The sequence below is a fragment of the Corynebacterium nasicanis genome (assembly GCF_042658165.1).
Lineage (GTDB): Bacteria > Actinomycetota > Actinomycetes > Mycobacteriales > Mycobacteriaceae > Corynebacterium > Corynebacterium nasicanis.
The window spans coordinates 43,380-66,341 of the sequence record NZ_JBHSQE010000005.1 but is presented as its reverse complement, the minus strand read 5'-3'; the positions used below and the strand labels follow the sequence as shown (position 1 = coordinate 66,341).

The 22,962-nt window shown below is 69.2% G+C and carries 15 protein-coding genes; 1 reads left to right on the top strand and 14 read right to left on the bottom strand.

Going from position 1 to position 22,962, the window contains the following annotated elements:
- Positions 1-118: 118 nt before the first annotated feature.
- From ACFPUZ_RS07820 to ACFPUZ_RS07770, 11 genes are all read right to left on the bottom strand, one after another.
- Complete coding sequence (locus tag ACFPUZ_RS07820; protein ID WP_377001306.1) at positions 119-1,669, bottom strand: acyl-CoA carboxylase subunit beta; 1,551 nt, start codon at positions 1,667-1,669, stop codon at positions 119-121.
- A 3-nt stretch (positions 1,670-1,672) separates the two neighbouring features.
- On the bottom strand, positions 1,673-6,436 hold the full coding sequence (locus tag ACFPUZ_RS07815) for a beta-ketoacyl synthase N-terminal-like domain-containing protein (protein ID WP_377001305.1): 4,764 nt from the start codon (positions 6,434-6,436) through the stop codon (positions 1,673-1,675).
- Positions 6,437-6,536: 100 nt separating this feature from the next.
- Positions 6,537-8,408, bottom strand: coding sequence for a FadD32-like long-chain-fatty-acid--AMP ligase (locus ACFPUZ_RS07810; protein WP_377001303.1), 1,872 nt, complete (start codon positions 8,406-8,408; stop codon positions 6,537-6,539).
- 172 nt (positions 8,409-8,580) lie between these two features.
- Positions 8,581-9,489: a cutinase family protein gene (locus tag ACFPUZ_RS07805; protein WP_377001301.1), complete on the bottom strand. Its 909-nt coding sequence runs from the start codon at positions 9,487-9,489 to the stop codon at positions 8,581-8,583.
- Positions 9,490-9,504: 15 nt separating this feature from the next.
- Positions 9,505-9,993: a hypothetical protein gene (locus tag ACFPUZ_RS07800; RefSeq protein WP_377001299.1), complete on the bottom strand. Its 489-nt coding sequence runs from the start codon at positions 9,991-9,993 to the stop codon at positions 9,505-9,507.
- A gap of 2 nt (positions 9,994-9,995) precedes the next feature.
- On the bottom strand, positions 9,996-11,909 hold the full coding sequence (locus ACFPUZ_RS07795) for an alpha/beta hydrolase-fold protein (protein ID WP_377001297.1): 1,914 nt from the start codon (positions 11,907-11,909) through the stop codon (positions 9,996-9,998).
- Positions 11,910-12,135: 226 nt separating this feature from the next.
- Positions 12,136-13,164, bottom strand: coding sequence for an alpha/beta hydrolase (locus ACFPUZ_RS07790; protein ID WP_377001295.1), 1,029 nt, complete (start codon positions 13,162-13,164; stop codon positions 12,136-12,138).
- 162 nt (positions 13,165-13,326) lie between these two features.
- On the bottom strand, positions 13,327-15,246 hold the full coding sequence (locus ACFPUZ_RS07785; RefSeq protein WP_377001293.1) for an arabinofuranosyltransferase AftB family protein: 1,920 nt from the start codon (positions 15,244-15,246) through the stop codon (positions 13,327-13,329).
- 27 nt (positions 15,247-15,273) lie between these two features.
- Positions 15,274-16,269 carry a decaprenyl-phosphate phosphoribosyltransferase gene (locus tag ACFPUZ_RS07780; RefSeq protein WP_377001292.1) on the bottom strand — a complete coding sequence of 332 codons (996 nt, stop codon included), beginning with the start codon at positions 16,267-16,269 and terminating at the stop codon, positions 15,274-15,276.
- On the bottom strand, positions 16,266-16,772 hold the full coding sequence (locus ACFPUZ_RS07775; RefSeq protein WP_377001290.1) for a phosphatase PAP2 family protein: 507 nt from the start codon (positions 16,770-16,772) through the stop codon (positions 16,266-16,268). The genes ACFPUZ_RS07780 and ACFPUZ_RS07775 overlap by 4 nt, the downstream gene beginning before the upstream one ends.
- On the bottom strand, positions 16,769-18,700 hold the full coding sequence (locus tag ACFPUZ_RS07770; RefSeq protein ID WP_377001438.1) for a glycosyltransferase: 1,932 nt from the start codon (positions 18,698-18,700) through the stop codon (positions 16,769-16,771). Before ACFPUZ_RS07770 ends, ACFPUZ_RS07775 begins: the two co-directional genes overlap by 4 nt.
- 145 nt (positions 18,701-18,845) lie before the next feature.
- Here ACFPUZ_RS07770 and ACFPUZ_RS07765 point away from each other — a divergent pair, with 145 nt between their 5' ends.
- Positions 18,846-20,174, top strand: coding sequence for a DUF5129 domain-containing protein (locus ACFPUZ_RS07765; protein ID WP_377001288.1), 1,329 nt, complete (start codon positions 18,846-18,848; stop codon positions 20,172-20,174).
- Here the strand turns inward: ACFPUZ_RS07765 and ACFPUZ_RS07760 are convergent.
- The 3 genes from ACFPUZ_RS07760 to glf form a co-directional block, all read right to left on the bottom strand.
- Positions 20,171-20,809, bottom strand: coding sequence for a three-helix bundle dimerization domain-containing protein (locus ACFPUZ_RS07760; RefSeq protein ID WP_377001286.1), 639 nt, complete (start codon positions 20,807-20,809; stop codon positions 20,171-20,173). The two genes, ACFPUZ_RS07765 and ACFPUZ_RS07760, sit on opposite strands and share 4 nt — an antisense overlap.
- A gap of 145 nt (positions 20,810-20,954) precedes the next feature.
- On the bottom strand, positions 20,955-21,578 hold the full coding sequence (locus ACFPUZ_RS07755; RefSeq protein ID WP_377001284.1) for an arsenate-mycothiol transferase ArsC: 624 nt from the start codon (positions 21,576-21,578) through the stop codon (positions 20,955-20,957).
- A 94-nt stretch (positions 21,579-21,672) separates the two neighbouring features.
- A complete protein-coding gene (gene glf, locus ACFPUZ_RS07750) occupies positions 21,673-22,866 on the bottom strand; it encodes a UDP-galactopyranose mutase (protein ID WP_377001283.1) in 1,194 nt (397 codons plus the stop codon).
- Between the last annotated feature and the right edge of the window lie 96 nt (positions 22,867-22,962).

The window sequence follows — 22,962 nt, the reverse complement described above, 5'->3', positions numbered from 1 at the left end:
GAAGAACAGACCGAGGATGTCGGTGATCAGGTCTGCAGCGGTGCTCAGCATGGGGAGGTCTCCTTTAGCGGTCTACGAGCGTGTACAACCAGTACATCGTTGCACAGTGACCGTTCCGTTACATAGGCATGATGGTGTGTTTCTTGGGCAGGTCCTCCTGGACCTTGGTCTCCATCTGGCGCAGCGCCTTCCGCAGCGCCAGGCGGGTGTCCCGCGGCTGGATCATCGCGTCGAGGTAACCGCGCTCGGCGGCGACATAGGGGCTGGTCATGTTCTCGTCGTAGAAGTCCATGAACAGCTTCTTCAGGTAATCGCGCTGCTCGGGCGGGGCGGCCGCGAGCTGCTTGCCCTGGATCATCACGACGGCCGCGGCGGAGCCCATGACGGCGATCTGCGCGGTGGGCCAGGCGAGGTTGATGTCGCCGGTGAGGTTCTTCGAGCCCATGACGGCGTAGGCACCGCCGTAGGCCTTGCGGACGATGAGCGTGATCTTCGGCACCGTCGCCTCCACCAGGGCGAAGGCCAGCTTGGCGCCGCGGTGGATGAGCCCGGCCTTCTCCTGTTCCACGCCGGGCAGGTAGCCGGGTGTGTCCACGACGAAGACGAGGGGGATGTTGTAGGCGTCGCAGATGCGGATGAAGCGGGCGCCCTTGTCGGCGGCGTCGGCGTCGATGCACCCGGCGAAGTGCATGGGGTTGTTGGCGACGAAGCCGACGGCGCGGCCGTCGATACGCCCGAAGGCGGTGATGAGGTTCGGGGCGTAGTTGGCCTGGATCTCGACGAGGTTGTCGTCGTCGCCGAGCAGCGGCAGCAGGTCGAGCATGTCGTAGCCGGCGTTGGAGTCGTCGGGCATGAACACGTCGAGCTCGGGGGCCTCGGCGACCTCCTCGTCGGCGGGCGCGGCGAAGACGGGGGCCGGGTCATGGCACGTCAGGGGCAGGTGGTCGAGGAGGTCCCGGACGAAGTCGAAGGCCTCCTCCTCGCTGCGCAGGACGGCGGAGATGTTGCCGTTGAGCTCCTGCTGGCGGGCCCCGCCCAGCTCCGCGGAGGTGACGTCCTCGCCGGTGACCTCGCGGATGACGGCCGGGCCGGTGACGTACATCTCGGTCTGCCCGTCGACGGCGATGACGAAGTCGGTGGTCACCGGGGCGTAGACGGCGCCGCCGGCGGACTTGCCCAGCATGATGGAAATCTGCGGGCTACGGCCCGAGAGCGGCAGCTGACGGCGGGAGATCTCCGAGTACATGGCCAGCGACGTCACCGCGTCCTGGATGCGGGCGCCGCCGGAGTCCTGGATGCCGATGATGGGGCAGCCGATCTTGATGGCCATCTCCATGACCTCGACGACCTTGCGGCCGAAGGTCTCGCCGACGGAGCCGCCGTAGACGGTCTTGTCGTGCGCGTAGATGCACACCGGGCGGCCGTCGATACGCCCGTAGCCGGTGACGACACCGTCGGAGTAGACGGCGTCCTCGACGCCGGGCGTCTTGGCCAGGGCGCCGATCTCGACGAAGGAGCCGGCGTCGAGAAGCGCGGCGATCCGCTGACGCGGCGTGGTCTGGCCCTCCTCGTCCCGCTTGGCGCGGGCGCGCTCGCTGCCCGGGTCGCGCGCCCGGTCGAGGCGGGCGCGCAGATCCGCGAGCTTGTCGGCGGTGGACGTGTCAGTCACAGATCACTCCAGTTCATCAATCCGCTTGGCCATGTGCGCGCCCACGACGCCGATGGCCGGCTCGTCGGGGACGGCGAGGTGATCGCCCTTGAGCTGGACGATGTCAAGGTCGTCCACGATAGCCGACCACCCACCGTCGGGGTCAATGTGGGCGTAGCGCGGCTCCAGCTCGATGGCGCCCTCGTGCATGCCCTCCGCGCGGAAGAGCAGCACCGGCAGCTTGACCTCCGCCCAGCGGGCGAAGTCGAGCTGGTCGAGGATGCGGTTGTCCACGAAGCTGGCGCGCTGGTGCTCCAGCACGCCGGCGGCCAGGCCGTGCTCGGAGGCGTCGGTGGTGGCCAGGAACTGCTCGAGCATGCCGAGCATGGCCTCCTCCCCGGCGGTCTCGAGCAGCTCGAAGGGCACGGGGAAGTCGAGGCCGTAGGTCTTCTTGGCGAAGTCGCTGTAGCGCTGCCAGCGCGCCCGGGTCTCCTCCATCGTGTCCGGGATCGGCTCGGAGGGCTGCACCGTGTCGAGCAGCGCGATGTAGGCGATCTCGACGTCGGTGTCCTTGAGCTGGTGCGCGACCTCGTAGGCCAGGGCGCCGCCGAAGGACCAGCCGCCGAGAACGACGGGGTGGCCCTCGGAGAACTCGCGGATCTCATCGAGGTAGGCGGCGGCCCGCTCCTCGAGCGTGCCCTCCAGGCGCTCGACGCCGTAGACGGGGACGTCCTCCGGCAGGCGCCGGGCCAGCGGCAGGAAGACCACGGAGGAGCCGCCTGCGGGGTGGAACATGAACACGGCGGGCTTCGTCGAGCCCTCCGGGCGGGCGCGCAGGACGCGGATGTTGCCCTCGACCTCGGTCTCCAGGGCTTCGCGGATGATGTTGGCCAGCGGCTCGAGGGTCTCCACCTCGGCGACGAGCGCCGGGTCGATCTCCGCGCCGACGCGCTCCGAGAGTCGTTCCGCGATCTGCCGCGCGGTGTCCTCGCTTATCGACGCCAGCGGGCTGGTGACACCCGCCGGGGCCTTGCCCGTGATGCTCGCCCACGTGCCGAACACCATGCGCTCGGCGGCATCGCGCGGGGCCACGCCCACGCCCTGGGGGGCGTCGTCGTTTTCGCTCGGGGTGGTGACGGGCGCGGTGATGAGCGGGGTGCTGTTCTGCTGCCCGGCGACGGCCTCCTCGACGATGCGGACGACGTCCGCGACGGAGGCGTCGCGCAGCGCCTGCACCTGCAGCGGCGGGATCTGGAAGTCGTTCTCCACCCGGTTCTTGATGCGCATGCCCATGAGGGAGTCGAGCCCGAGGTCGATGAGCGGCAGCTCCCGCGGCAGGTCATCGACGTCGTAGCCCATGGACTCCGAGACGATGGCCCGCAGGCGGTCCTCGACGCTCTCGCCGGAGCTCGGGTCCCAGCGGACCTCCTCGATCTCCAGCTCGGCCTCCGGCTCGGCGGCCTGCGGGGCCTGCACGCCCGGGATGGTGCTCGGGGCGCCGAGGGCCAGGGCGGTGGCGAAGCCCTCCGCGAGCAGCGTGGTGGCGCCGGTGTCGCTGACGCCGTGGACGGTGATGGTGAGGCCGCCGATGCTGCGGTCCACCACGGTGGTGATCTCCCCGTTGACCGGCAGCATCTGGTGCTCCTCGGCCGCGACGAGCTGGGCTCCCGGCTGCACCGCCTCGGCGGCCCGCTCCAGCAGGGCGAGGGCGGAGGGCACGAGGTCGGCGGTCGTCGAGTAGGCGACGACGCCGTTGGGCAGGGTGACGCGCTGGCCCGGCAGATCCGCGGTGCGGTGGCTGGCGGGACGGGCGTTGGTCCAGTAGCGCTGGTGCTTCCACGTGATGGACGGGGCCGGCAGGACCGGACCCGCGCCGTGGATGAGGGTGAAGTCGACGGGCGCGCCCTCGACGTAGAGCTTGGCCAGCAGGTCGCGGAGCGACTCGACCTCGCTCACCTTGCGCTTGAGGGCGAAGAGCAGCTGCGCGTCCGGGCGGCCGACGCTGAAGGCGGTGTTCATCATGCCCATGATCGCGACCGGGTTGGGGGCGATCTCCACGAGGGTGGTGTGGCCGGTGGCGAAGGCCTGCTCGGTGGCGGCCTGGAACTCGACGGCCTGGCGGGTCATGCGCAGCCAGTAGTCGGTGTCGTGGACGGTCGCGCCCGGCTGGTGGATGACACCGCGGTCGACGGAGCTGATGAGCGGGGTGTGCAGCGGATGCGGGCTGATGCCCGCGGTCTCGAATCCGAGCTCGCCGAGCAGCGGCTCGACGGCCGAGGTGTGTCCGGCGCCCTTGACGTTGAGCAGGCGGGCGAATTTGCCCTCCTCCTCGAGCTTCTCGACGAGCGCGGTCACCTGGTCCCGCGGTCCACCCACGGTGGTCATCCCGGGCCCGGCGTAGACGGCCGGCTCGATGTCGGCGAAGAACTCCTCCGCGTTGAGGCCCGCGAGCTCCTCGGTGGACAGCTCGACGACGGCCATCGCCCCGAGCTGGTCCTCGGGCAGGGACTTCTCCCCCTCGCCCATGAGGCGGGCGCGGTGGCAGGCGATCTGCAGGGCGTCCTCGGCGCTGAGCCCGCCGGCGGCGTAGGCCGCGGCGATCTCACCCATGGACATGCCCATGACGGCGGCGGGACGCGCGCCGAAGGCGGCGAGCAGATCCGTCAGCGCGATCTGGATGGCGGTGATGGCGACCTGCGCGGTCTCGGTGTCGTAGGTCTGCTCGTCGTCGTCGATAAGCTCGAGCAGCGACCAGCCGGACTCGAAACGGACGCGCTCGTCGAGCTCCGTGAGGCGCGCGCGGAACAGCGGCGAGGCGGCGACGAGTTCCTTGGCCATGAGGCGGTGCTGGGAGCCGAATCCGGAGTAGACGAAGACGGGGCCCGCGGCGGCGGGGGCGTCGGCGGCGGCGATGCCGATGGACACCTTGCCCTCCGCGACCTGGCCCAGGCGCTTGCAGGCCTCCTCGACGGTGGCCGCGGTGATGACGGCGCGGGACCGCCCGTGGTTGCGGCGCGCCAGCGAGCGGGCGAGCGGCACGAGGTCGGCGTCGGTACGCTCCTCCAGGAACTCGGCCAGGTCGGCGGCCGCCTGTCGACGACGAGACGGCAGCAGGCCGCTGACCGGCAGCAGCACCGAATCGCCGGGCAGCTGGGCCTCGCGGGCCGGGGCGTCCTCATAGTCCGCCGGGTCGAAGGAGGCGACGACGACGTGGGCGTTGGTGCCGCCGAAGCCGAAGCCGGAGACACCGGCGATGCGACGGCCGGAGTACTCGGGCCATTCGCGCGGGTCCTCGACGACCTCGAGGCGCTCGGCGTCGAAGTCGATGTAGCGGTTGGGGGCGTCGAAATGCAGCGACGGCGGGATGACGCCCTCGCCGATGGCCTGGACGACCTTGATGAGGCCGGCCGCACCTGCCGCGGACTCCGAGTGCCCGATGTTGGACTTCACGGAGCCCAGCAGCGTCGGGCGGGACATCTCACGATCCTCGCCGAGGACGGCGCCGAGCGCGGTCGCCTCGATGGGGTCGCCGAGGATGGTGCCGGTGCCGTGGGCCTCGATGTAGTCGACGTCGCGGGGGTCCACCCCGGCGTCGGCGTAGGCGCGGGCGAGGACGTCGATCTGGGCGTCCGGGTTCGGGGCCGTGAGGCCGTTGGAGTGTCCGTCGGAGTTGACGGCGGAACCCTTGATCACCGCGCGGATCTCGTCCCCGTCGGCGAGCGCATCGGCGACGCGCTTGAGCACGACGATGCCGGCACCGTCGGAGCGGATGAAGCCGTCGGCGTCATCGGAGAAGGCGTGGATGTGCCCGGTGGGGCTGAGCACGCCCAGTTCACCGAAGGCGGTGGTGACGAAGGGCGAGGCGAGGATGTTGACGCCACCGGCCAGGGCGACGTCGGCGTCGCCGTCGCGCAGGGCGCGCACCGCCTGGTGGACCGCGACGAGGGACGAGGAGCAGGCCGTGTCGATGTTGACCGAGGGGCCGCGGAAGTCGAAGGCGTAGGAGATGCGGTTCGGGATGATCGAGCTGGCCGTGCCCGTCAGCGCATAGGGGTGCGCCTCGGCCGGGTCGGCCGTGATGAGCATGCCGTAGTCGTTGTTGGAGGAACCGAGGAAGACGCCGACCGATTCGCCGCGCAGGGAGTTCGGCGCCAGGTGCGCGTTCTCCAGCGCCTCCCAGGCCACCTCGAGCATGATGCGCTGCTGCGGGTCCATGTTGGCCGCCTCGAGCGGCGAGAGGCCGAAGAACTCGGCGTCGAAGGTGGAGAGGTCCGTGAGGTAGCCGCCGGTGAGGGTCTGCTCCGCCATCTTCGCGGCCATGACTTCCTCGGAGGCGTACTCCGACCAGCGGCCGATGGGCAGCTCGCCGGTGCCGTCGCGGCCCTCGACGAGCATGGCCCAGTACTCGGCCAGGTTCTCGGCGCCGGGGAAACGCCCCGCCATGCCGATGATGGCGATGTCGTGGGTGCCCGGGGTCTGCTCGGTACCGCCGGTGTAGCGGACCCGGGGCCGCGTGCGGGCGGCGGGTTCGCCGTCGGCCAGGCGCTGGGCGAGGGCCTGGATGGTCGGGTACTCGTAGGCGATGGTCGCATCCAGCTGGACGCCCAGCAGGTTCTCCAGTTCGCCGGAGAGGACGACCGCATCGCGGGAGGAGAGCCCGAAGTTCTCCATCGGCTTGGTGTCGGTGATCTCCTCGGGCGCCAGCCCGGTGACTCCCACCACCCAGTCGCGGAGCCACCCGCGCAGCTGCTCGACGCTCATCGTCGCGGAGGCCTGGCTCTCAGACATGTATGCGGTATTCCTTTTCCTGTTATTGGTCCAGCACTGTCAGGACGTACTGGTTTCTATCGACAGTGTGGCCCTTTCTGTTACACCCGGAGGCCGGGAATTAGGCGCGCTCGGCGAGGTAGGCCTTCTGGATGACGCGGCGCGCGATCTTGCCGGCCGTGGAACGGGTGATCTCGTTGGGGCCGACGAAGCGGATGTCCGCCGGGGTGACACCGTGGGCCGCGGTGACCGCGCCCCGGATCTTCTCGACGGCCGCGGCATCGCCGGAGGCGTCCGCACGGTCGTCGCGCTCGATGACGAGCACCAGCTGCTCGGTGGAGTCCGCGGCGTCCTCGTCGGGGGTGACGGAGAACGCTGCCAGGGAGTCCGGGCGGACGTGATCGGAGGCGTTCATGACGGTGAACTCGATGTCCTGCGGGTAGTGGTTGCGGCCCGCGATGACGATGAGGTCCTTGAGGCGACCGGTGATGTAGGTCTCGCCGTTGACGATCGCCCCCAGGTCACCGGTGGCCAGCCAACCCTCGTCGGGGGTGTCGGCGTCGACGCGGGACTCCGGCAGGCGCTCACCGAGGGTGTTGGCGAAGGTCTCGGCGGTCTCCGCCTCGCGCCCCAGGTAACCGGCGGCGAGGTTCTCACCCTTGATCCACAGCTCGCCGATCTGGCCGTCCGCCAGCTCGGCGCGGGTCTCCGGGTCGACGATGGTGAGGTACTGCGGGCGCACGACCTGGCCGTTGGAGGCGAAGGCGACGGCCTTCTCCGAATCCTTCTCCACCAGCTCGACGACACCGGCCGCCAGCTGCTCGCGGTCGAAGTAGGAGACGATCGGGCGCTCCTTGGCCTGCGGGGTGGTGACCAGGAGGGAAGCCTCGGCCAGCCCGTAGGAGGGGCGCAGGACGTTGGACTTGAGACCGAACTCACCGAAGGCCTCGGTGAAGGTGGTCAGGGCCTTCTCGGTGACCGGCTCCGAGCCGATGATGACGCCGTCGATGGCGGAGAGGTCGAGGGTCTCGCCCTCCTGCGGGCGGCCGTAGCGGGCGGCCAGCTCGAGCGCGAAGTTCGGGATGACGGTGTAGACGGACACGCCTTCGTCCGAATCGCGGCGGTTGAGCTGGTCGACCCAGCGCTTGGGCTGCTGGATGAAGTCGCGCGGGGCCATGATCTCGTTCGGCAGGCCGAGGATGGTGACGAAGAGGGCGAGGATGATGCCCATGTCATGGTGCAGCGGCAGCCAGGACACGAGGCGCAGCGGCATGCGCAGGCGGGCGGCGGTGAAGATCTGCAGCACGTTCGTGAGGATGGAACGGTTGGTCAGCTGCACGCCGGCGGGCACGCGGGTGGAACCGGAGGTGTACTGCAGGAAGGCGGGCTGATCGACCGGCATGGTCGACATGGACGCCATGAGCTGCTGGCCCTGCAGGGTCATCATCGGGTTCATGTAGGAGGAGGCCAGCGTGTCCGGGAGGGAGTCCACGGAGAGGATGCGGGGGCGCTCGCGGGAGGGGATCTCGGCGAAGTGCTCGCGCACGGCGGCGGCGGATCCGGTGTTGGTGAGCACGAAGGAGGGCTCACAGTCGGCGAAGACGGCCTTGAGGTGGTCCGCGTGACCCGGCTCGGAGGGGTCGTAGAGCGGCACCGGGGTCATGCCGGCGTAGAGGGCGCCGATGAAGCCGAAGATGTACTCCGGGGAGTTGTTGGCCAGGATGGCGACGCGGTCGCCGATCTTGCCCACCTGCTGCAGGCGCGCGGCGACGGCCTTGATGCGGGTGTTGATCTCGGTGCGGGTGAAGTCGACCGGGGTCCCCTCGCGGGATTCGGAGAAGTCCCAGAAACGCAGGCACTGTCGTTCTCCGCCACCGAGCTGGAGGTCTCCCTGATACATGAGCTCCGCCAGACCCGCGAGGGTCAGCTGAGGTGCCAGAACGATCTCGCCCTTGTCGTTGAAGAACTGGTTCATCGCCGCTTGCAGGTCCATGCTTCTCCTCGTGGTCTACCCGGGGTTGGAGGGTCCGCGGGTGGAAGTGTGTGTGCGCTGTATCTCTTCGTGCCAAACCTAACAGAGCAGGCACATGTCTAGTTAGTCTCGGTTCGTGATGGTTCCGTTACCAAACAGCGTACCGTGGGGCCACCCGAACCGGGGCACGGGATCACCGGTTGATGAGATCCGTGGCCCACTGGGTGATCCAGGCGTTGGTGGTGGTCCCGGGGATGACGTCGGGGTTGGAGGCGTACTGGGCGTGCACGCCGTTGGCGGAGGCGAGTGCCTGCGCCCTCTCGAGTGCGTTGCCGATCTGCCGGGGGGCATCGCAGATGCTGTCGTTGGGGGCGCAGATGTCCCACACGCGGTCCTGCAGTTCACCGAACCCTCCCACGCGCGGGCCGCGCATGGTGGCCCCGGGGACGATCGGCTGCACGAGCAGGTTGAGCGGCTGGAGCGCGACCTCGGCCCCGACCCCGGCGACCTGGGTGCCGGGCACCTGGCCGACACCCGGCTCGCGCCGGCCGTCCGCTACCAGGGCGACACCCCTGATGCGGTCGGCCGGCACGACGCCGCTGCCCTGGCCGATCTGGTGCGCGACATCCCCGAGGATGACCGCGCCCTGCGAGAATCCCGCGAGGACGAAGTCGGTGTACGGGCATTCGTCGTGCATGGTGACCATCTCGGTCTCCAGGACGGACTGGCCCTCCTGGCGGGAATCGTCGTAGGTCATCTCGTGCTGCGCCTGGATGGAGCGGAACTGCGCGGTGTACGGCAGGGTCCACACCTTGACGTCCTCGGCGGGGAATCGCTCCTGCAGCGGCCGGGTGATCGAGAGCATGAAGCTCCACTCGTTCGCCGTCGGGTGGATCGGGTCGTCCCCGGCGGCGGATTCCCACGTACCCGGCGCGGCGATGACCTCAACGTCGGGGCACCACTCCGGCTGGAGCAGTTCCGTCGGTTGCGGCACGCCCGGCGGCAGCGGCACGTCCTTGCCGGACTGCAGGAACCGGAAGGTTCCGACGCCGACGAGGAGCACCAGGATCAGTACCGCCAGGATGGTGAGGATCTTGCGCATGGGGAGAACTTCCGTTTAGCAGTAGGCGTTGGTCGCGGCGGCCTCGATGATGTCGGCGACCTCCTCGACACTCTTGTCCGTGCGGCCCTGCTCGATGAGCTGGCCCGCGACGGCGGGCAGCGTGGCCCGGTTGAGCTCGCTGTCCCCGCCCTCGCACACGGTACCCGCGGTGCCGATGAGCTGGTCCTCGACTCCCTTGACGTCGATGTCGGCGTCGCTGAGTTCGCCGAGGTAGTTCACGTCGGCGGCGGTCCGCGGCACGGCCACCTCCGGCACCTCGTCGATCTCGCGGGCACCCTGGTCCTGCGGCTGCGGGTCCGCCGGGCGCGGGCGCGTGGTGGTCTCCTTGCTTGTCGACGTCTCGGTCGACGCGCTCTCCTTCGGCGCCCGGGTGAGCGGCGGGACGGAGGTCGCGGTGGTGGTGTTGTTGTCCACGGTGGCGTCCCCGCAGGCGGTGAGCGCGAGGGCGCCGACGAGGACGGCGGCGAGCATTCCGTGACGCATGCCTAACCCTCCTTGATGGTGCCGTTGACCTGGCTGATGGTGCCGTTACGGAACTCGACGATCTCGCCGCCGGCCGGGATGGCGGCGTGGTCGGCGGTGGGGAAGCCGAACTTGCCCTGCTCGTAGCCCTGGCCGCCCCAGTGACGGAAGATGTCGCCGTACTTGATGTAGTGCGCGCCGGTGGCGGCGGACCAGTAGATGTTGCCGTTGTCGAACTCCTGGAAGGCGCCGCCGCGGATCGGGCGCTCCGGACCCTTCGGGAAGCCCAGCGGGGAGGAGACGGTGTCGAGCTCCTTGTACTTCGCGCCGATGGCGCCGTGGACGAGGTTCGCCCGGCCGGTGGAGTTGGTCACCACCGCGCCCTTCTGGAACTCCTGCACCTGGCCGCCGTTGACGTCGCGCGGGGCGCCCGTCGGGTAGCCGAGCGGGCCGCGCTCCCAGTTGGCGGTGCCCCAGGCGGCCATGGTGGAGGCCGGGACCTCGACGGCGCCGGTGGCCGGGGTGAAGTAGATGGAGCCGTGCTCGAAGTGGACGTAGCGGCCGACCCCGTCGGGGGTGGTGAGCTCGCCGGTCTTCGGGAAGCCGAGCCAGGAGGCCGGGCCGCCGATGTGGTGGTAGCGGGCGTTGATGGCGCCGAAGAGGGCGTGGGCGCCGGTGTCCGGGGACCAGTAGGCGACGCCGTTGCGGAAGTCCTGGCGCATGCCGTCCTCGACGGGGTACTCGTTGTTGACGCAGGAGCCGATGACGCCGGACTTCGTGGCCTCGGCGATGGCGCCGACGGTGGTGCACTCGGGGCCGCGGTCCTCGCGGGAGAGACCGAGGGCGTTGGCCATGTGCGGCCAGGCCTGGGTCATCTCGAACTGCCAGTACGGCCAGGCGTGGACGCCGGAGGGGCGGAAGTGGACGACGGGCTCGACACCGGCGGCGCGCGCGTGGCGGACGAAGGTCTCGGTGGACATGCGGGAGAGGATCTCCAGGCCGACGCCGGCGGCGTTGGCGGGGCCGGTGGCCACGGAGTCGGACTGGCCGAAGTCATCGCGACCGGAGCCGGCGGAGACGTAGACCTTGGTGTCCTTGAGCGCCTCGATGCCGAGCTTGGGGTCGTGGTCGATCCAGTCCTGGCTGCCCGGCTGGCCCCACATGCGGGTGCCGTCGTAGCCGCCGGCGTCGCGCTGGGCGGCGAGGATGGCCTGCGGCATGCCCGCGGAGGTGGTGTCCAGGTAACCGGAGAAGGAGCCCACGAAGCCGAAGATGTGCGGGTTGCGCTGCGCCAGGTTCATCGCGGCGGTGCCGCCCATGGACAGGCCGACGACGGCGCGCTCCTTGTTGGAGCGGAAGCCGCTGTCGAGGATGGGGACCAGTTCCTGCATGAGGAAGGTCTCCCACTTGTAGTGCTTGCCGTTGTCGGGCTGCTGCCAGTCGGAGTAGAAGGAGGACTCGCCGCCGACGGGCATGATGACGTTGACGTTCTTGTCGGCGTAGAACTGCTCGATGTTGGTCTCGATGGTCCAGCCGGAGTCGTCGTTGCGCGCGCGGAGGCCGTCGAGGGCCCACACCTCGGCGAAGGTGCGGGTGGGCGCGGAGTGCCAGTCGCGGGCGAGCAGGATCTGCACCTGCTGGAGCTCCCCGGGCATGGCGGCGGAACGGATGAACAGGGCGATGCGTCGGTTGGTGATCCACTCGACGCGCTCCAGCGCGACGCCGGAGGGCAGGTTGTCGATGTCCGGGTACTCCGTGCGCAGCGGGGTGCGCTGCGGCGGGTCGGAGGGGCGGAAGGAGTCGGAGAGGTCGCTGCTGCCGGGCAGGGAGCTCTGGGCGTGCACGGCCGGGGTCACGGAGAGGCCGAGGGCCAGGGTGACGACAGCGGCGAGCCAGGGGCGCCGGCGCTGCGGGGAACGGAATGCGGTGTCGCGCATGGTGTGGATCCTTGTGGGTCGCGGTCGTGGTGTCGGCGTATGCAGGGGCGCGGGTGGCGCCCGGGGGTTCCCCTCCCCCGGATGCGCACCCGTACCTCACGTCACAGCCTGTTCAGTTGTCGATCGTGCTCAAGTTTAAGTAGAACTTGAGACTTCAGCGTAGGGCACGCCGGGGAGAATGAAAAAACCCCGGAAGGAAATCCTTCCGGGGTTCAGCTGACGCTGGTTACCAGGCGTTCATCACGTCGAGGACGCGCGGCTTGGTCTTGTGCAGCTGGGAACCGAACTGGGTCCAGTTGTGGATACCGGTGATCGGGTAGTCGGCGGTGACGTTGACGCCGCTCGCACGGGCCTTGCCCTCCCACAGGTGGGTGGACACGCGGGCCAGCATCTCCAGCGGAGCACCGGAGAACTTGAGGTTCAGCGGGTAGTTCGCGTCCTCCGGGCCCGGGATACCGGTGGCAGCGGAGACGTAGACGTCCTTGCCGCGCAGGCCGTCCATGTTGAGGAACGGATCGTTCTCGAAACGACGGGGGCTGATCATCGAGCCGTACATGGCGTTGATGTTGAAGCCGCCGGCGTCGAGCAGCGCGACGCGCATGAGGGTCTGCATGCCCGGCATGGTCTGGGTCAGGTAGCCGGACCAGGACAGTGCCTGACGGAACTGGCCGGGGTGCTTGGCGGCCAGGTTGAGGGCGGCGGTGCCACCCATGGACAGGCCGGCGATGGAGTTGTTGTCCGGCGCGACGCCGAAGTGCTGCTGCAGGTAGCCCGGCAGCTCCGAGGTGAGGAAGGTCTCCCACTGGTAGGTGACCGGGTTGTGCAGGTCGTACGTGGCCGGGTTCTCCCAGTCAGCGTAGAAGGAGCCGGCGCCACCGACGGGCATCACGAGGGTGATGTTGGAGTCGGCGTAGAGGGCCGGGGCGTTGACGTCCACGGTCCAGGCGTTGGCGTGGTTGGTGGCGCGCAGTCCGTCGAGCAGGTAGAAGCCTGCGTTGCCGCCGCGGCCGGCCGGCTGCACCTGGACGGTGATGTTGGAACCGGTGGACGGGGACCAGACGTCGCAACGCTGGACCCAGTGGGCGACGGCGTCCCAGTCGCAGGTTCCGGTGGCGTCAGGACGCAGCCACCCTCGGTTGTCGGCGTGCGCGACGCCGGTTCCTCCCGCGACCATGATGGCCAGGGCGGTGGCGATGGCGGTGAACGCCGCAACGGCTTTCCTGCTCACGCTGCGGGCTCCGGTGATGACGGACATTTTTCTCCTCGGCTTGGCGTACTTCGACGGGACTATCGACCGCGCCCGCCCGACCGTTACCGATCTGCGCAGCCGTGGACAGCATCCCTGCTGGAGTTACTCTAGAGCAAAGAGTAACGAAATGCTCATTGATTTGTTACAGGTCTGTGACATTCTCCACGTCTACCTGGGAACTTCGGGCAAAAATTCATGTTCCCACACCAACCTGATTCCGGGGGTGACGGGGCCCAGATCCTCGATGACCTCCGCCGGATCGAGGCTCAGCTCCAGCGTGCGCCCCTCGGTGAGGGCGAAGCCGATGTTGCGGAGGAAGCGCTTCGGCCCCATCGGCTCCCGATAGGAGGCCATGAGTTCCGCGATGGCGGGCGTCTGCAGGGCCTCGCGGGCCTGACCGGTCTCCGCCGGGTCGTACCAGGGGGGCAGGAAATCAAGGTGGAGCGACGTGTCCGCGGCCTGCCAGGACAGCGGCAGCCACTTGTCGTGGCCGACGCGGGCGTCCGGGTCGCGGGGCTGGCGGGCGGCCAGCGGGGTGGTGAGCCCGACGGTGTCCAGGACCCGCATCTCCAGCGGGGCATTCATGCTCGTCATGCCGAGGTTGATGTGGAACACGGTCGGCGGCGAGCCGACGAGGCCGGTGGGGTCACCCTCCGTGAACTCGCGGGGGATGCGCGGCGCGGTGGTCCAGGAGAACTCCTCCTCGTTGAGGAGGAACATCGTCACCAGGCCGGCGTCCTCCGCCATCGCCCGCTCCATCGCCTCGGGATAGTCGTTCATCGCCTTCGCCGTGAGGAAGTCGGTGGCGAAGCGGGGCGGGTCGTTCTTGTCCCGGAAGGTGGCGAAGGTCCAGAAGTCGCGCTCGTCGACGATGCCGAGCTCCTCGTAGTCGGTCTCCCAGTCGACGGGGTGCCCGGTGAGGGTGGTGCTCACCGACCACCAGCACACCGCGGCCAGGCCGAGGGCCGCCAGGGCGTCCATCCGCACGGAGGTGCGGCGCAGGTCCGAGAGCGGCACGAGCGCCACCGGCAGCAGCAGCGCGAAGAGCGGGAGCAGGAGCATGCGGCCGTGCATGAAGTCGCCGCCGACGCGCAGGACGTAGAGCAGGTGGATCGTGCCCGCCGCGAAGATGAGCAGGGTGACGGCCAGGGGGCTGCGCAGGCGCAGCTTCTCGGTGGCCGGAGACGCCGAGAGACGCCACAACGTCACCGCACCCAGGGCCACGAGCAGAGCCAGGGCCAGCCACAGGAAATAGGGGTCCGCCAGGTCCTGGACATAGGCCCACCCGGAGGCCCACTCACTGTCGCCCGCCGATTTCGCCACCGCCGTGTGCGGGGTGAGCAGGCCGTAGTAGCCCATCCGGAAGATCTGGTAGCCCGCCGGCACGGGCAGCGCCACCGCCAGGATGAGCGCGCGCTGGCGCCACGAGGAGGCCGCCACCAGCAGGAGCAGGCCCGCGAGCCCCCCGTAGAGAGCCAGTTCGGGGCGCACCAGCCAGGAGAGGCCGGTCCAGAAGGCGAGGGCGTAGGTGAGGCGGTCGGTGGCCGGCCCGGCGGCGTGGCGCCCGACGCGGGGGGTGTGCTGCGCCCACCGCACCAGCAGCCACCACAGGGTGGCGATCCACAGGAGGCTCAGGCCCCACTCGAGGCCGGAGGTGGCGAAGTCCCGTGCCGGGGGCAGCGCCAGGTAGACCAGCCCACCGGCGGGGATGAGCAGCAGGGCGGGGCGGCGGCTATGCAGCAGCGCGGTGCCCCAGGCCCCGATCCCGAGGGCCAGCGTGGTGAACAACAGCGCCAGCCACATCGCGATGACCTCGAGGCGGGCGTCGCTGACCAGGGCCACGAGGTAGATGAGGTACTGCCACAGCGTGGAGGTGTTCGCCTCGACACGCTCCCCGGCGTTGAACACGGGGCCGTTGCCGGCCAGGAGGTTGCGCACGGTGCGCAGCACGATGAGTCCGTCATCGCTCATCCACCGGCGCCGCCACCCGCCGATGAAGGCCAGGATGCCCAGCAACAGGGCGGCTCCGGCACCGCTCCACAGCGTCAGGGACGCCGGGGAGGGGATGCGCGCAGGTGGAGTGGACATGGGTGGAAATGGTAGCAGGGTGGCTGACTACAGCATGGGCACCAGGTACACGGCCATGATGATGCACAGGATCCACAGCACTGCGAGCAGCTGCAGCACGCGGTCGGACAGCGCCATCTCGTCGGGGGCGCCACCGGCACCGCGGTCGACATCGGCGGCGTAGCGCAGGATCGCGATGGTGAAGGGCACCATGGAGACCTGGTACCAGACCCCGGCCATGCCCTCGACGGCGTTGGAGAGCTGGAAGCCCCACAGCGCGTAGCTCATGACCACGGCCGTGGCGGCCAGGGTCCACACGAAGCGCAGGTAGGTGGCGGTGTAGCCCTGCAGGGAGCGGCGGATCTTCTTGCCGGTCCGTTCCGCCAGCTGCAGCTCCGCGTAGCGCTTGCCGGAGGCCATGAACAGCGAGCCGAACGCCGCGACCAGCAGGAACCACTGGGAGAGCTCGATGCCCGCGGCCACGCCGCCGGCCATCGCGCGGAGCATGAATCCGGAGGAGACCAGGGCGATGTCGATGACGGGCAGGTGCTTCCAGCCGAAGCAGTAACCCAGCTGCAGCGCGATGTAGACCGCCACGACCGCCGCCAGCCCCCAGCCGGAGGAGGCTAGGAAGGACAACCCGATGGCCGCGACGATGAGAGCGATCGCCATGCCGTACGCCAGCCCGACGGGCAGCATGCCGGAGGCGATGGGGCGGAAGCGCTTGGTCGGGTGCTGCTGGTCGGCCTCGACATCGCGGGCGTCGTTGACCAGGTAGATGGAGGAGGCCGCGAGACAGAAAACGACGAAGGCGAGCAGGACGTCGAGAAGCGTGCGCCCGTCGGTGAGCGCCTCGGCGCCGGCGGCCGCGGGGGCGGCGACGACGAGGACGTTCTTCACCCACTGCTTGGGGCGCAGGGCCTTGATCATCGCGTCGGGGAGGTTCTTCGGCGGGCGACGGCGTCGGGTGTTGTCGATGCCCTCGGTGTGCGGCTCCGGATAGAAGATGCCGGTCTTCTCCTCGACCGGATGGGACTCGCTCACGCGCTCTTCCTCTCGATTGCGGTGATGACCTTCGCCGTGGTGGCGCCCAGGACGGCGCCGGCCAGGGTGTCGGTCGGGTAGTGCACCCCCAGCACCATACGCGAGATCATCATCACCGGAATGCCCACGAGCGGGGCCTTCGAACCCGTGAGGTCCGACAGACTGACCAGGGCGGCGGTGGTGGAGGTGGCGTGGGAGGAGGGGAAGGACAGCCGCGAGGGCGTGCCCACACCCACCCGGATGCGCGGATCGTGGGGGCGGGTACGGCGCACGATGCGCTTGATCACCACGGAGGCGGCGTGGGCGAGAAAGGCGGAGGCCCCGAGGGCCAGCCACTGCCGGCGCCGCTGCTTATCGACGACCGCGCCCGTCCCGGAGAGCGCGAACCAGCCGAGCGCGTGCTCGCCGAAGTGGGAGAGCGTGCGCGCCGCGGGGATCACCCCCGGCTTATCGACGAGCCCGTCCTGGATCCGGATCAGCAGGTCCACTTCACGGTTGCTCATTCGAAGATCTTCCTCCAGGATTCGCGGCTGACCAGCTGGGGCTGCGCGGCGCGGTAGGACTCGCGCAGGTCCGCGAAGCGCTCGCCGATCTCCTTCTGCAGGGCCCACGTCTCCTTGAGCAGGCGCTCGGCGAGCTCGCGGTCGCGCTTGCGGTAGGCGACGCCGTTGTTGCCGGCGGTGGTGACGGTCGCGCCGTCGAGACGCGAGAGCGAGAACCAGCGGGCCTCGGACGGGGACAGGTTGACCTGCGGCGTCTCGTGGTGGCGGGGGTCCTCCTTGCTCAGGGAGTGCTTGAGGCCCTTGAGCAGCCAGGAGACCTTCTTGATCTTCGCCAGGCGGCCGCCGATGTCCTTGGTGGGCACGCCCGGCGCGCCGGAGGCCGGCGGCAGGTCGGCGGCGGAGGGGACGACGACGGCGTCGGAGTAGTTCTTCCGGATCGCGGCGATGCGCGGCAGGGAGGACTCGAGGATGTCGAAGAGGTGGTCCGGCCCGGCGAGGAAGTCCTTCATCGACTCGATCTGGATCGCCAGGGTGGAGTACTCCATGCACATGAGGTGCTTGAAGGTGGACTTGCGCAGCGAGGTGATGATGCCGTCGACGGGGCCGTCGTGGTTGAGGGCCGCGACGATGAGCCGGTTGCGCAGGTGGAAGTACGCCTGCCAGTCGATGGCGTCGTCCTTGTCGGCCCACGCCATGTGCCAGATGGCCACGCCGGGCCAGGTGACCGTCGGGAAGCCCGCCTTGCCGGCACGCAGGGAGTACTCGGTGTCGTCCCACTTGATGAACAGCGGCAGCGGCTGCCCGATCTGCTCACTGACCACGCGCGGGAACATGCACATCCACCAGCCGTTGTAGTCGACGTCGATGCGGCGGTGCAGGTCGCGGGAGTTCTTCGCGTCGGGGTCCTTCTCGTCCCCGTCGTGGCCGGTGAAGCCGAGGGGGTACTTGGCGAAGTCATGGTCGTAGGTGGAGTGCGGCGCCTCGCCCCACATGAAGTCGTGGCGCTGCACGACCTCGCCCATGGTGCGCAGCTGGGAGCGTTCCTGCAGGTTGAGCATCTGCCCGCCGACGATGATCGGGGTCCGGGCGTAGCGGCCGACCTGCACCGCGCGGAGGATGGACTCCGGCTCGATGGCGATGTCGTCGTCCATGTAGAGGATGAAGGGGGACTCGGGTGCCCCGGCCGCGCCCTCGCCGAGAGCCTCGTACATGATGCGGGAGTAGCCGCCGGAGCCGCCTAGGTTGCCCTGGCGGAACTCGTGGAAGCGCTCGCCGAAGTGGGCGACGGCGGCGTCGTAGCCGGGCTCGTCGGCGGGGTGCTGGTTGCCCTGGTCGGGCATGATGACGGCGTCGATGGCGGCGTCGACAAGCGGGTCCTCGCCGAGGGCCTGCAGGGCCGCGACCGCATCGTGGGGCCGGTTGAAGGTCGGGATGCCCACGGTGACGCGCTTGTCGAAGGGTCCGACCTCCGTGCCGTCCGGCATGATCTGCGGGCCGGGCGCGCGGTCGGCGTACCAGCCGGCCTCGGTGAGCGTGGTGGCGGTCTCGGCGGTGACGTCGAACCACAGCCAGCCGCCGTCCTCGAAGTGCGAGAGGGGGATGGTGAATTCCGCCACATCGTCGGTCACCAGCTCCCCGGCGACGGCCACACGGGTGCCGTCGATCTTGGAACGGTAGACCTCGATGCTCGCCTGGCCGGCGACGTGCATGCGCAGCAGGACGTGCTCGAGCTGCGACCAACGGCGCCAGTAGCTGGCGGGGAAAGCGTTGAAGTAGGTCTGGAAGGAGGCCTCGGCGCCGGCCGGGACCGTGACGGTGACCCGGTCCTGCCAGGTCAGACGCTCCTTGTTCTGCTCCGCCTCGATGAGGTAGAGCATGCGTACGTCATGGGGTTCGCCCTTGCGGGGCAGCAGGATGCGCTGCAGCATCTCACGCACAGGGGCATTCGGGGTGTTCTTCACGTCGTTCACGTCGGGTGAATCCGCCTTTCGACTCATCTGCGGAACAAGGGTAGTGCCCGCGGCCCGATTTCCGCGCCGCACTCACCGGCGGGCCACCCTTATCCTGGGTGGCATGAGATCCCTCATCGCCGCCCTCGTACTCGGAATCGCCCTCCTCGGGCTCCCGCCCGCCACCGCCGCTGCCGACCGGGTCGAGGTCATCGACCTCGCCGACGATCTTTCCGACGCCGACGAGCAGCTCCTGCTCGACCGCACTCCGACCATTGACCTGCCCGCTGAGGTGGCGAGCGTCACCTACGTGCTCTTCCCGGACAATGACGACAACCTCAACGACACCGTGCGCTATTTCGGCGAGGAGCAGCGCCGCGACCTCATCTCGGTGGAGGGCGACAAGTTCGCGCCCGGCCAGCTCATCGTGGCCGTGGGCCTCGATCCCCGCCGCATGGGCGTCTACTGCGGCGATGACGTGTGCGACGCGATCGGCTTCTACTCCCCCGGCCGCCAGGACGGGATCCTCGACCGCATGGAACAGCCGCTGCGCGACGGCAACTGGGCGGCCGGCATGCTCGAGGGCACGCGCGCGGTCGCCGATCCGACGGCGGTGCGGGAGACCTCCTCGGGGGGCATCGGGCTGTGGGGCTGGCTCCTCGGCGCCGGCGCGGCCGCGCTCGGTCTGCTCGCGGCGGTGGGCATCTGGATCGGTACCCGGCGTTCGCAGGCGCAGACCGCGCGGCAGCAGTTCGACGTGGTGCAAAGGGATTACGGGCGCGTGGCCCAGGATCTGCAGGCCATCGACGTGCGCGCCCACTCGCTCACCTCGCCGCTGGCCAATGATCAGCTGCGCGGGCAGTGGGAGCAGGTCAAGGAGCAGTTCCTCGGCCTCAACGAGACCTTCGACCAGCTCGACGGCCTGACGGCGGGTTCGGCGGACCGGGAGTTCCGGGGGCGTCGAGAAGCGATCGCCACCGCGCACGAACAGGTGGAGAAGATGAAGACGGCGGAGGCGAACATCGAGACGCTGGCGCGGATGGAGCACGGCGACGCCGAGATCCGGCGCCGCGAGCTGACCGCCATGCACGAGGACGTGCTCACTCTCGATGCCCCCGAGCTGCGGGAGCGGATCCTCGCCCTCCGCGCGCGTCTCGACGACCCCCGCTTCATGGACGACTTCGCCGACCTGGTCACGGAGCATCGCATCGTCGTGGAGGAGGCGCAGAAGAAGCTCTACGCGGACTCCGACCTGGACCTCGACCGCGACAACCGCGCGCCCGCGCTGTGGGACAGCGGCTGGCGCCCCGGCGCCTACCTCCCCTACGGCACGGTGTACGCGTGGCACACGGCCGATGTGGAGGCCGCGCAGCCGAGCACGTCCTCCACGTCGGCGACGACCGGGTACTCGTCCGGCGGATTCTCGGGAGGCGGCGCCTCCCGCGGTTTCTAGGCGGCCAGTTCCTCGGCGACCGCGCCGCTGCGGACCGGGATGTTGAGGGCCGTGAGCAGCTCGGCGACGCGGGTCTCCATGGTGTCGGCGAAGGTGCGGATGTGCTCGATGCCCATGCCGTCGGTGGCGGGCACGTCCCACTGGACGTAGGAGCGACCCGGCAGGTCGTGGGGCTCGGCGGCGTCGAGGTAGACGACGACGTCGGCGGCGGCCAGGGTGCGGCGACGCTCGGTCTTGAACTTGGCCGTGGTGAGGCCGCGCTCATCCATGACCCACTCGATGAGGGCGTCCTCGCGGTTCTCCGGGTGGGCGCCGGCCACCGTGGCGACGATCGCGTTGTCGCTCAGGCGGCGGGCCAGCGCGGCGGCCAGGACGGCGCGGGCGGCGTTGCTGCGGCTGGCGAAGAGGATGCGGGGGCGCGGGGTACCGACATCCCCGTGGGTCCACAGGTGGTCCTCGATGCGGCCCGCCGCCTCCCGGTGCACGAGGACGGGGAGGAAGTCGGCGATGCGCGCGGTGGCGGTGTGCTCGGCGATGACGGTGTCGAGGATCTCGTCGATGATCGCGGAATCGGCGCGGTGGCCGAAGCGGGAGTAGAGATCCTTGCGGACGGAGCGGAAGGTGGTGGAGTTCATGATGGTTCCCTTTCGTGTTGTTTACCTACCGTTAACCTTAAGTGAACGGAAGGTAAACATGCAAGGGGGCGCGCTGGGCTTTTGTGGTCCAACCTCATGAAACCGCAGGTCAGGCGAGTTAACTTAAAGTTAACTTTCTGACCTTTTAGACGGCGGGGGCGTTCGCCTTGCCCAGTTCGACGAGCAGTTCCTTCACCTGCACCTCGATGGCGTCGGCGATCTCGCGCACCTTCTCCAGGGGCTGCCCGGCCGGATCCGCGATGTCCCAGCGCTCGACGCGGTCGGCCGGAATACCCGGCACCTCGTCGACGCCCAGCAGCACCACGACGTTGGCGCGGTGGACGGTGCGGGGCACGATCTCCTTCTGGTACAGGTGCCCGGTGGGGATCCCGCGCTCCTCGAGCACCTCGATGACCTGCGGGTCGATGCCGCCAACGGGGTTGAGGCCCACGGAGCGGACGTAGACGCGGTCGCCGACGGCCTGCGCCATGATGGCGGAGGCCAGCTGGGAACGGCCGGCGTTACGCTCGCACACGAAGAGCACCTCGGGGCGCGGGGTGCCACTGCGCCCCTTCGCCTCGGCCCGCTCCTCGAGGATCTCGGAGACCTCGCGCTCGACCGTCACCGGGAGGAAGGTGTCCACCTTGGCGGTGGCCTCGGCGGAGGTGATGGCGGCGTCGAGAAGCTCGTCGATGGTCCGGGCGTAGAAGTACTGCCCGTAACGGCGGTGCAGATCCTCGCGGACGATGGCGTAACGGTCGCTGCTCATGATGTCTCAGGCCTTTCGCTCGAGCGGGAAAACTTCCGGTTTCCCATTTGTTAACCTAGCGTTAACTTTACTCCCGCCCGGGGCCCGCACACAACTAGTGACCGCGCTCCTGTTCGAGCGCCACACCCTGCTCAAAGAACGGCACGAGCTTGTTCTCCCACAGGGTGAGCGCCGACGCGATCGCCATGTGCATGTCCAGGTACTGGTACGTACCCAGGCGGCCCCCGAAGAGCACGCGCTGGTCGCGGGCCTCGGCGGCGGCGAGCTCGCGGTAGGCCTTGAGCATCTCGCGGTCCTCGGGCGTGTTGATCGGGTAGTACGGCTCGTCGCCCTCCTCGGCGAAGCGCGAGTACTCCTTCATGATCACCGTCTTGTCCTTCGGGTACACATCCTCCCGCTCGGGGTGGAAGTGACGGAACTCGTGGATACGGGTGTAAGGCACGTCCGCGTCGTTGTAGTTCATCACCGGGGTGCCCTGGAAATCGCCCGTCTGCCGCACCTCGGTGTGGAAGTCGAGGGTGCGCCAGCCGAGCTGGCCCGCGGCGAAATCGAAGTAGCGGTCCAGCGGCCCGGTGTAGACGACCGGCGCCTCCGGCGACTCCGCGCGCAGCTCATCGCGGACGTCGAACCAGTCGGTGTCGAGGCGGACCTCGATGAGCTCGTGCGCGGCCATCCGCTCCAGCCACGCGGCGTAACCCTCGACCGGCAGGCCCTCGTAGGTGTCATTGAAGTAGCGGTTGTTGAAGTTGTAGCGCACCGGCAGGCGCGTGATGTTGCTGGCCGGCAGGTTCTTCGGGTCGGTCTGCCACTGCTTCGCGGTGTAATCGCGGATGAAGGCCTCGTAGAGGGGGCGGCCGATGAGCGAGATCGCCTTCTCCTCCAGGTTGCTCGCGTCCTGGGAGTCGATCTCGCTGGCCTGCTCGCGGATGAGCTCGCGGGCCTCGTCCGGGCTGTAGTAGCGCCCGAAGAACTGGTTGATCATGCCCAGGCCCATGGGGAACTGGTAGGCCGTGCCGTTGTGCATGGCGAAGACCCGGTGCTGGTAGCCGGTGAAATCGGTGAACTGGTTGACGTAGTCCCACACCTTCTCGTTCGAGGTGTGGAACAGGTGCGCACCGTACTTGTGGATCTCGATCCCCGTCTCCGGCTCCGCCTCGGAGTAGGCGTTGCCGCCGAGGTGGTCGCGGCGCTCGACGATGAGCACCTTCTTACCCAGCTGGCTGGCCGCGCGCTCCGCGACCGTGAGTCCGAACAGGCCGGAGCCGACAACAATGAGGTCGTATGTCATGGAAGACAGGCTAATCGACGCCCCCCTCCCCCACCCGCTGCAACACCGCGCGCGACACGCCGGGACGATTATTGTCACACCAGTATCATTGACCCC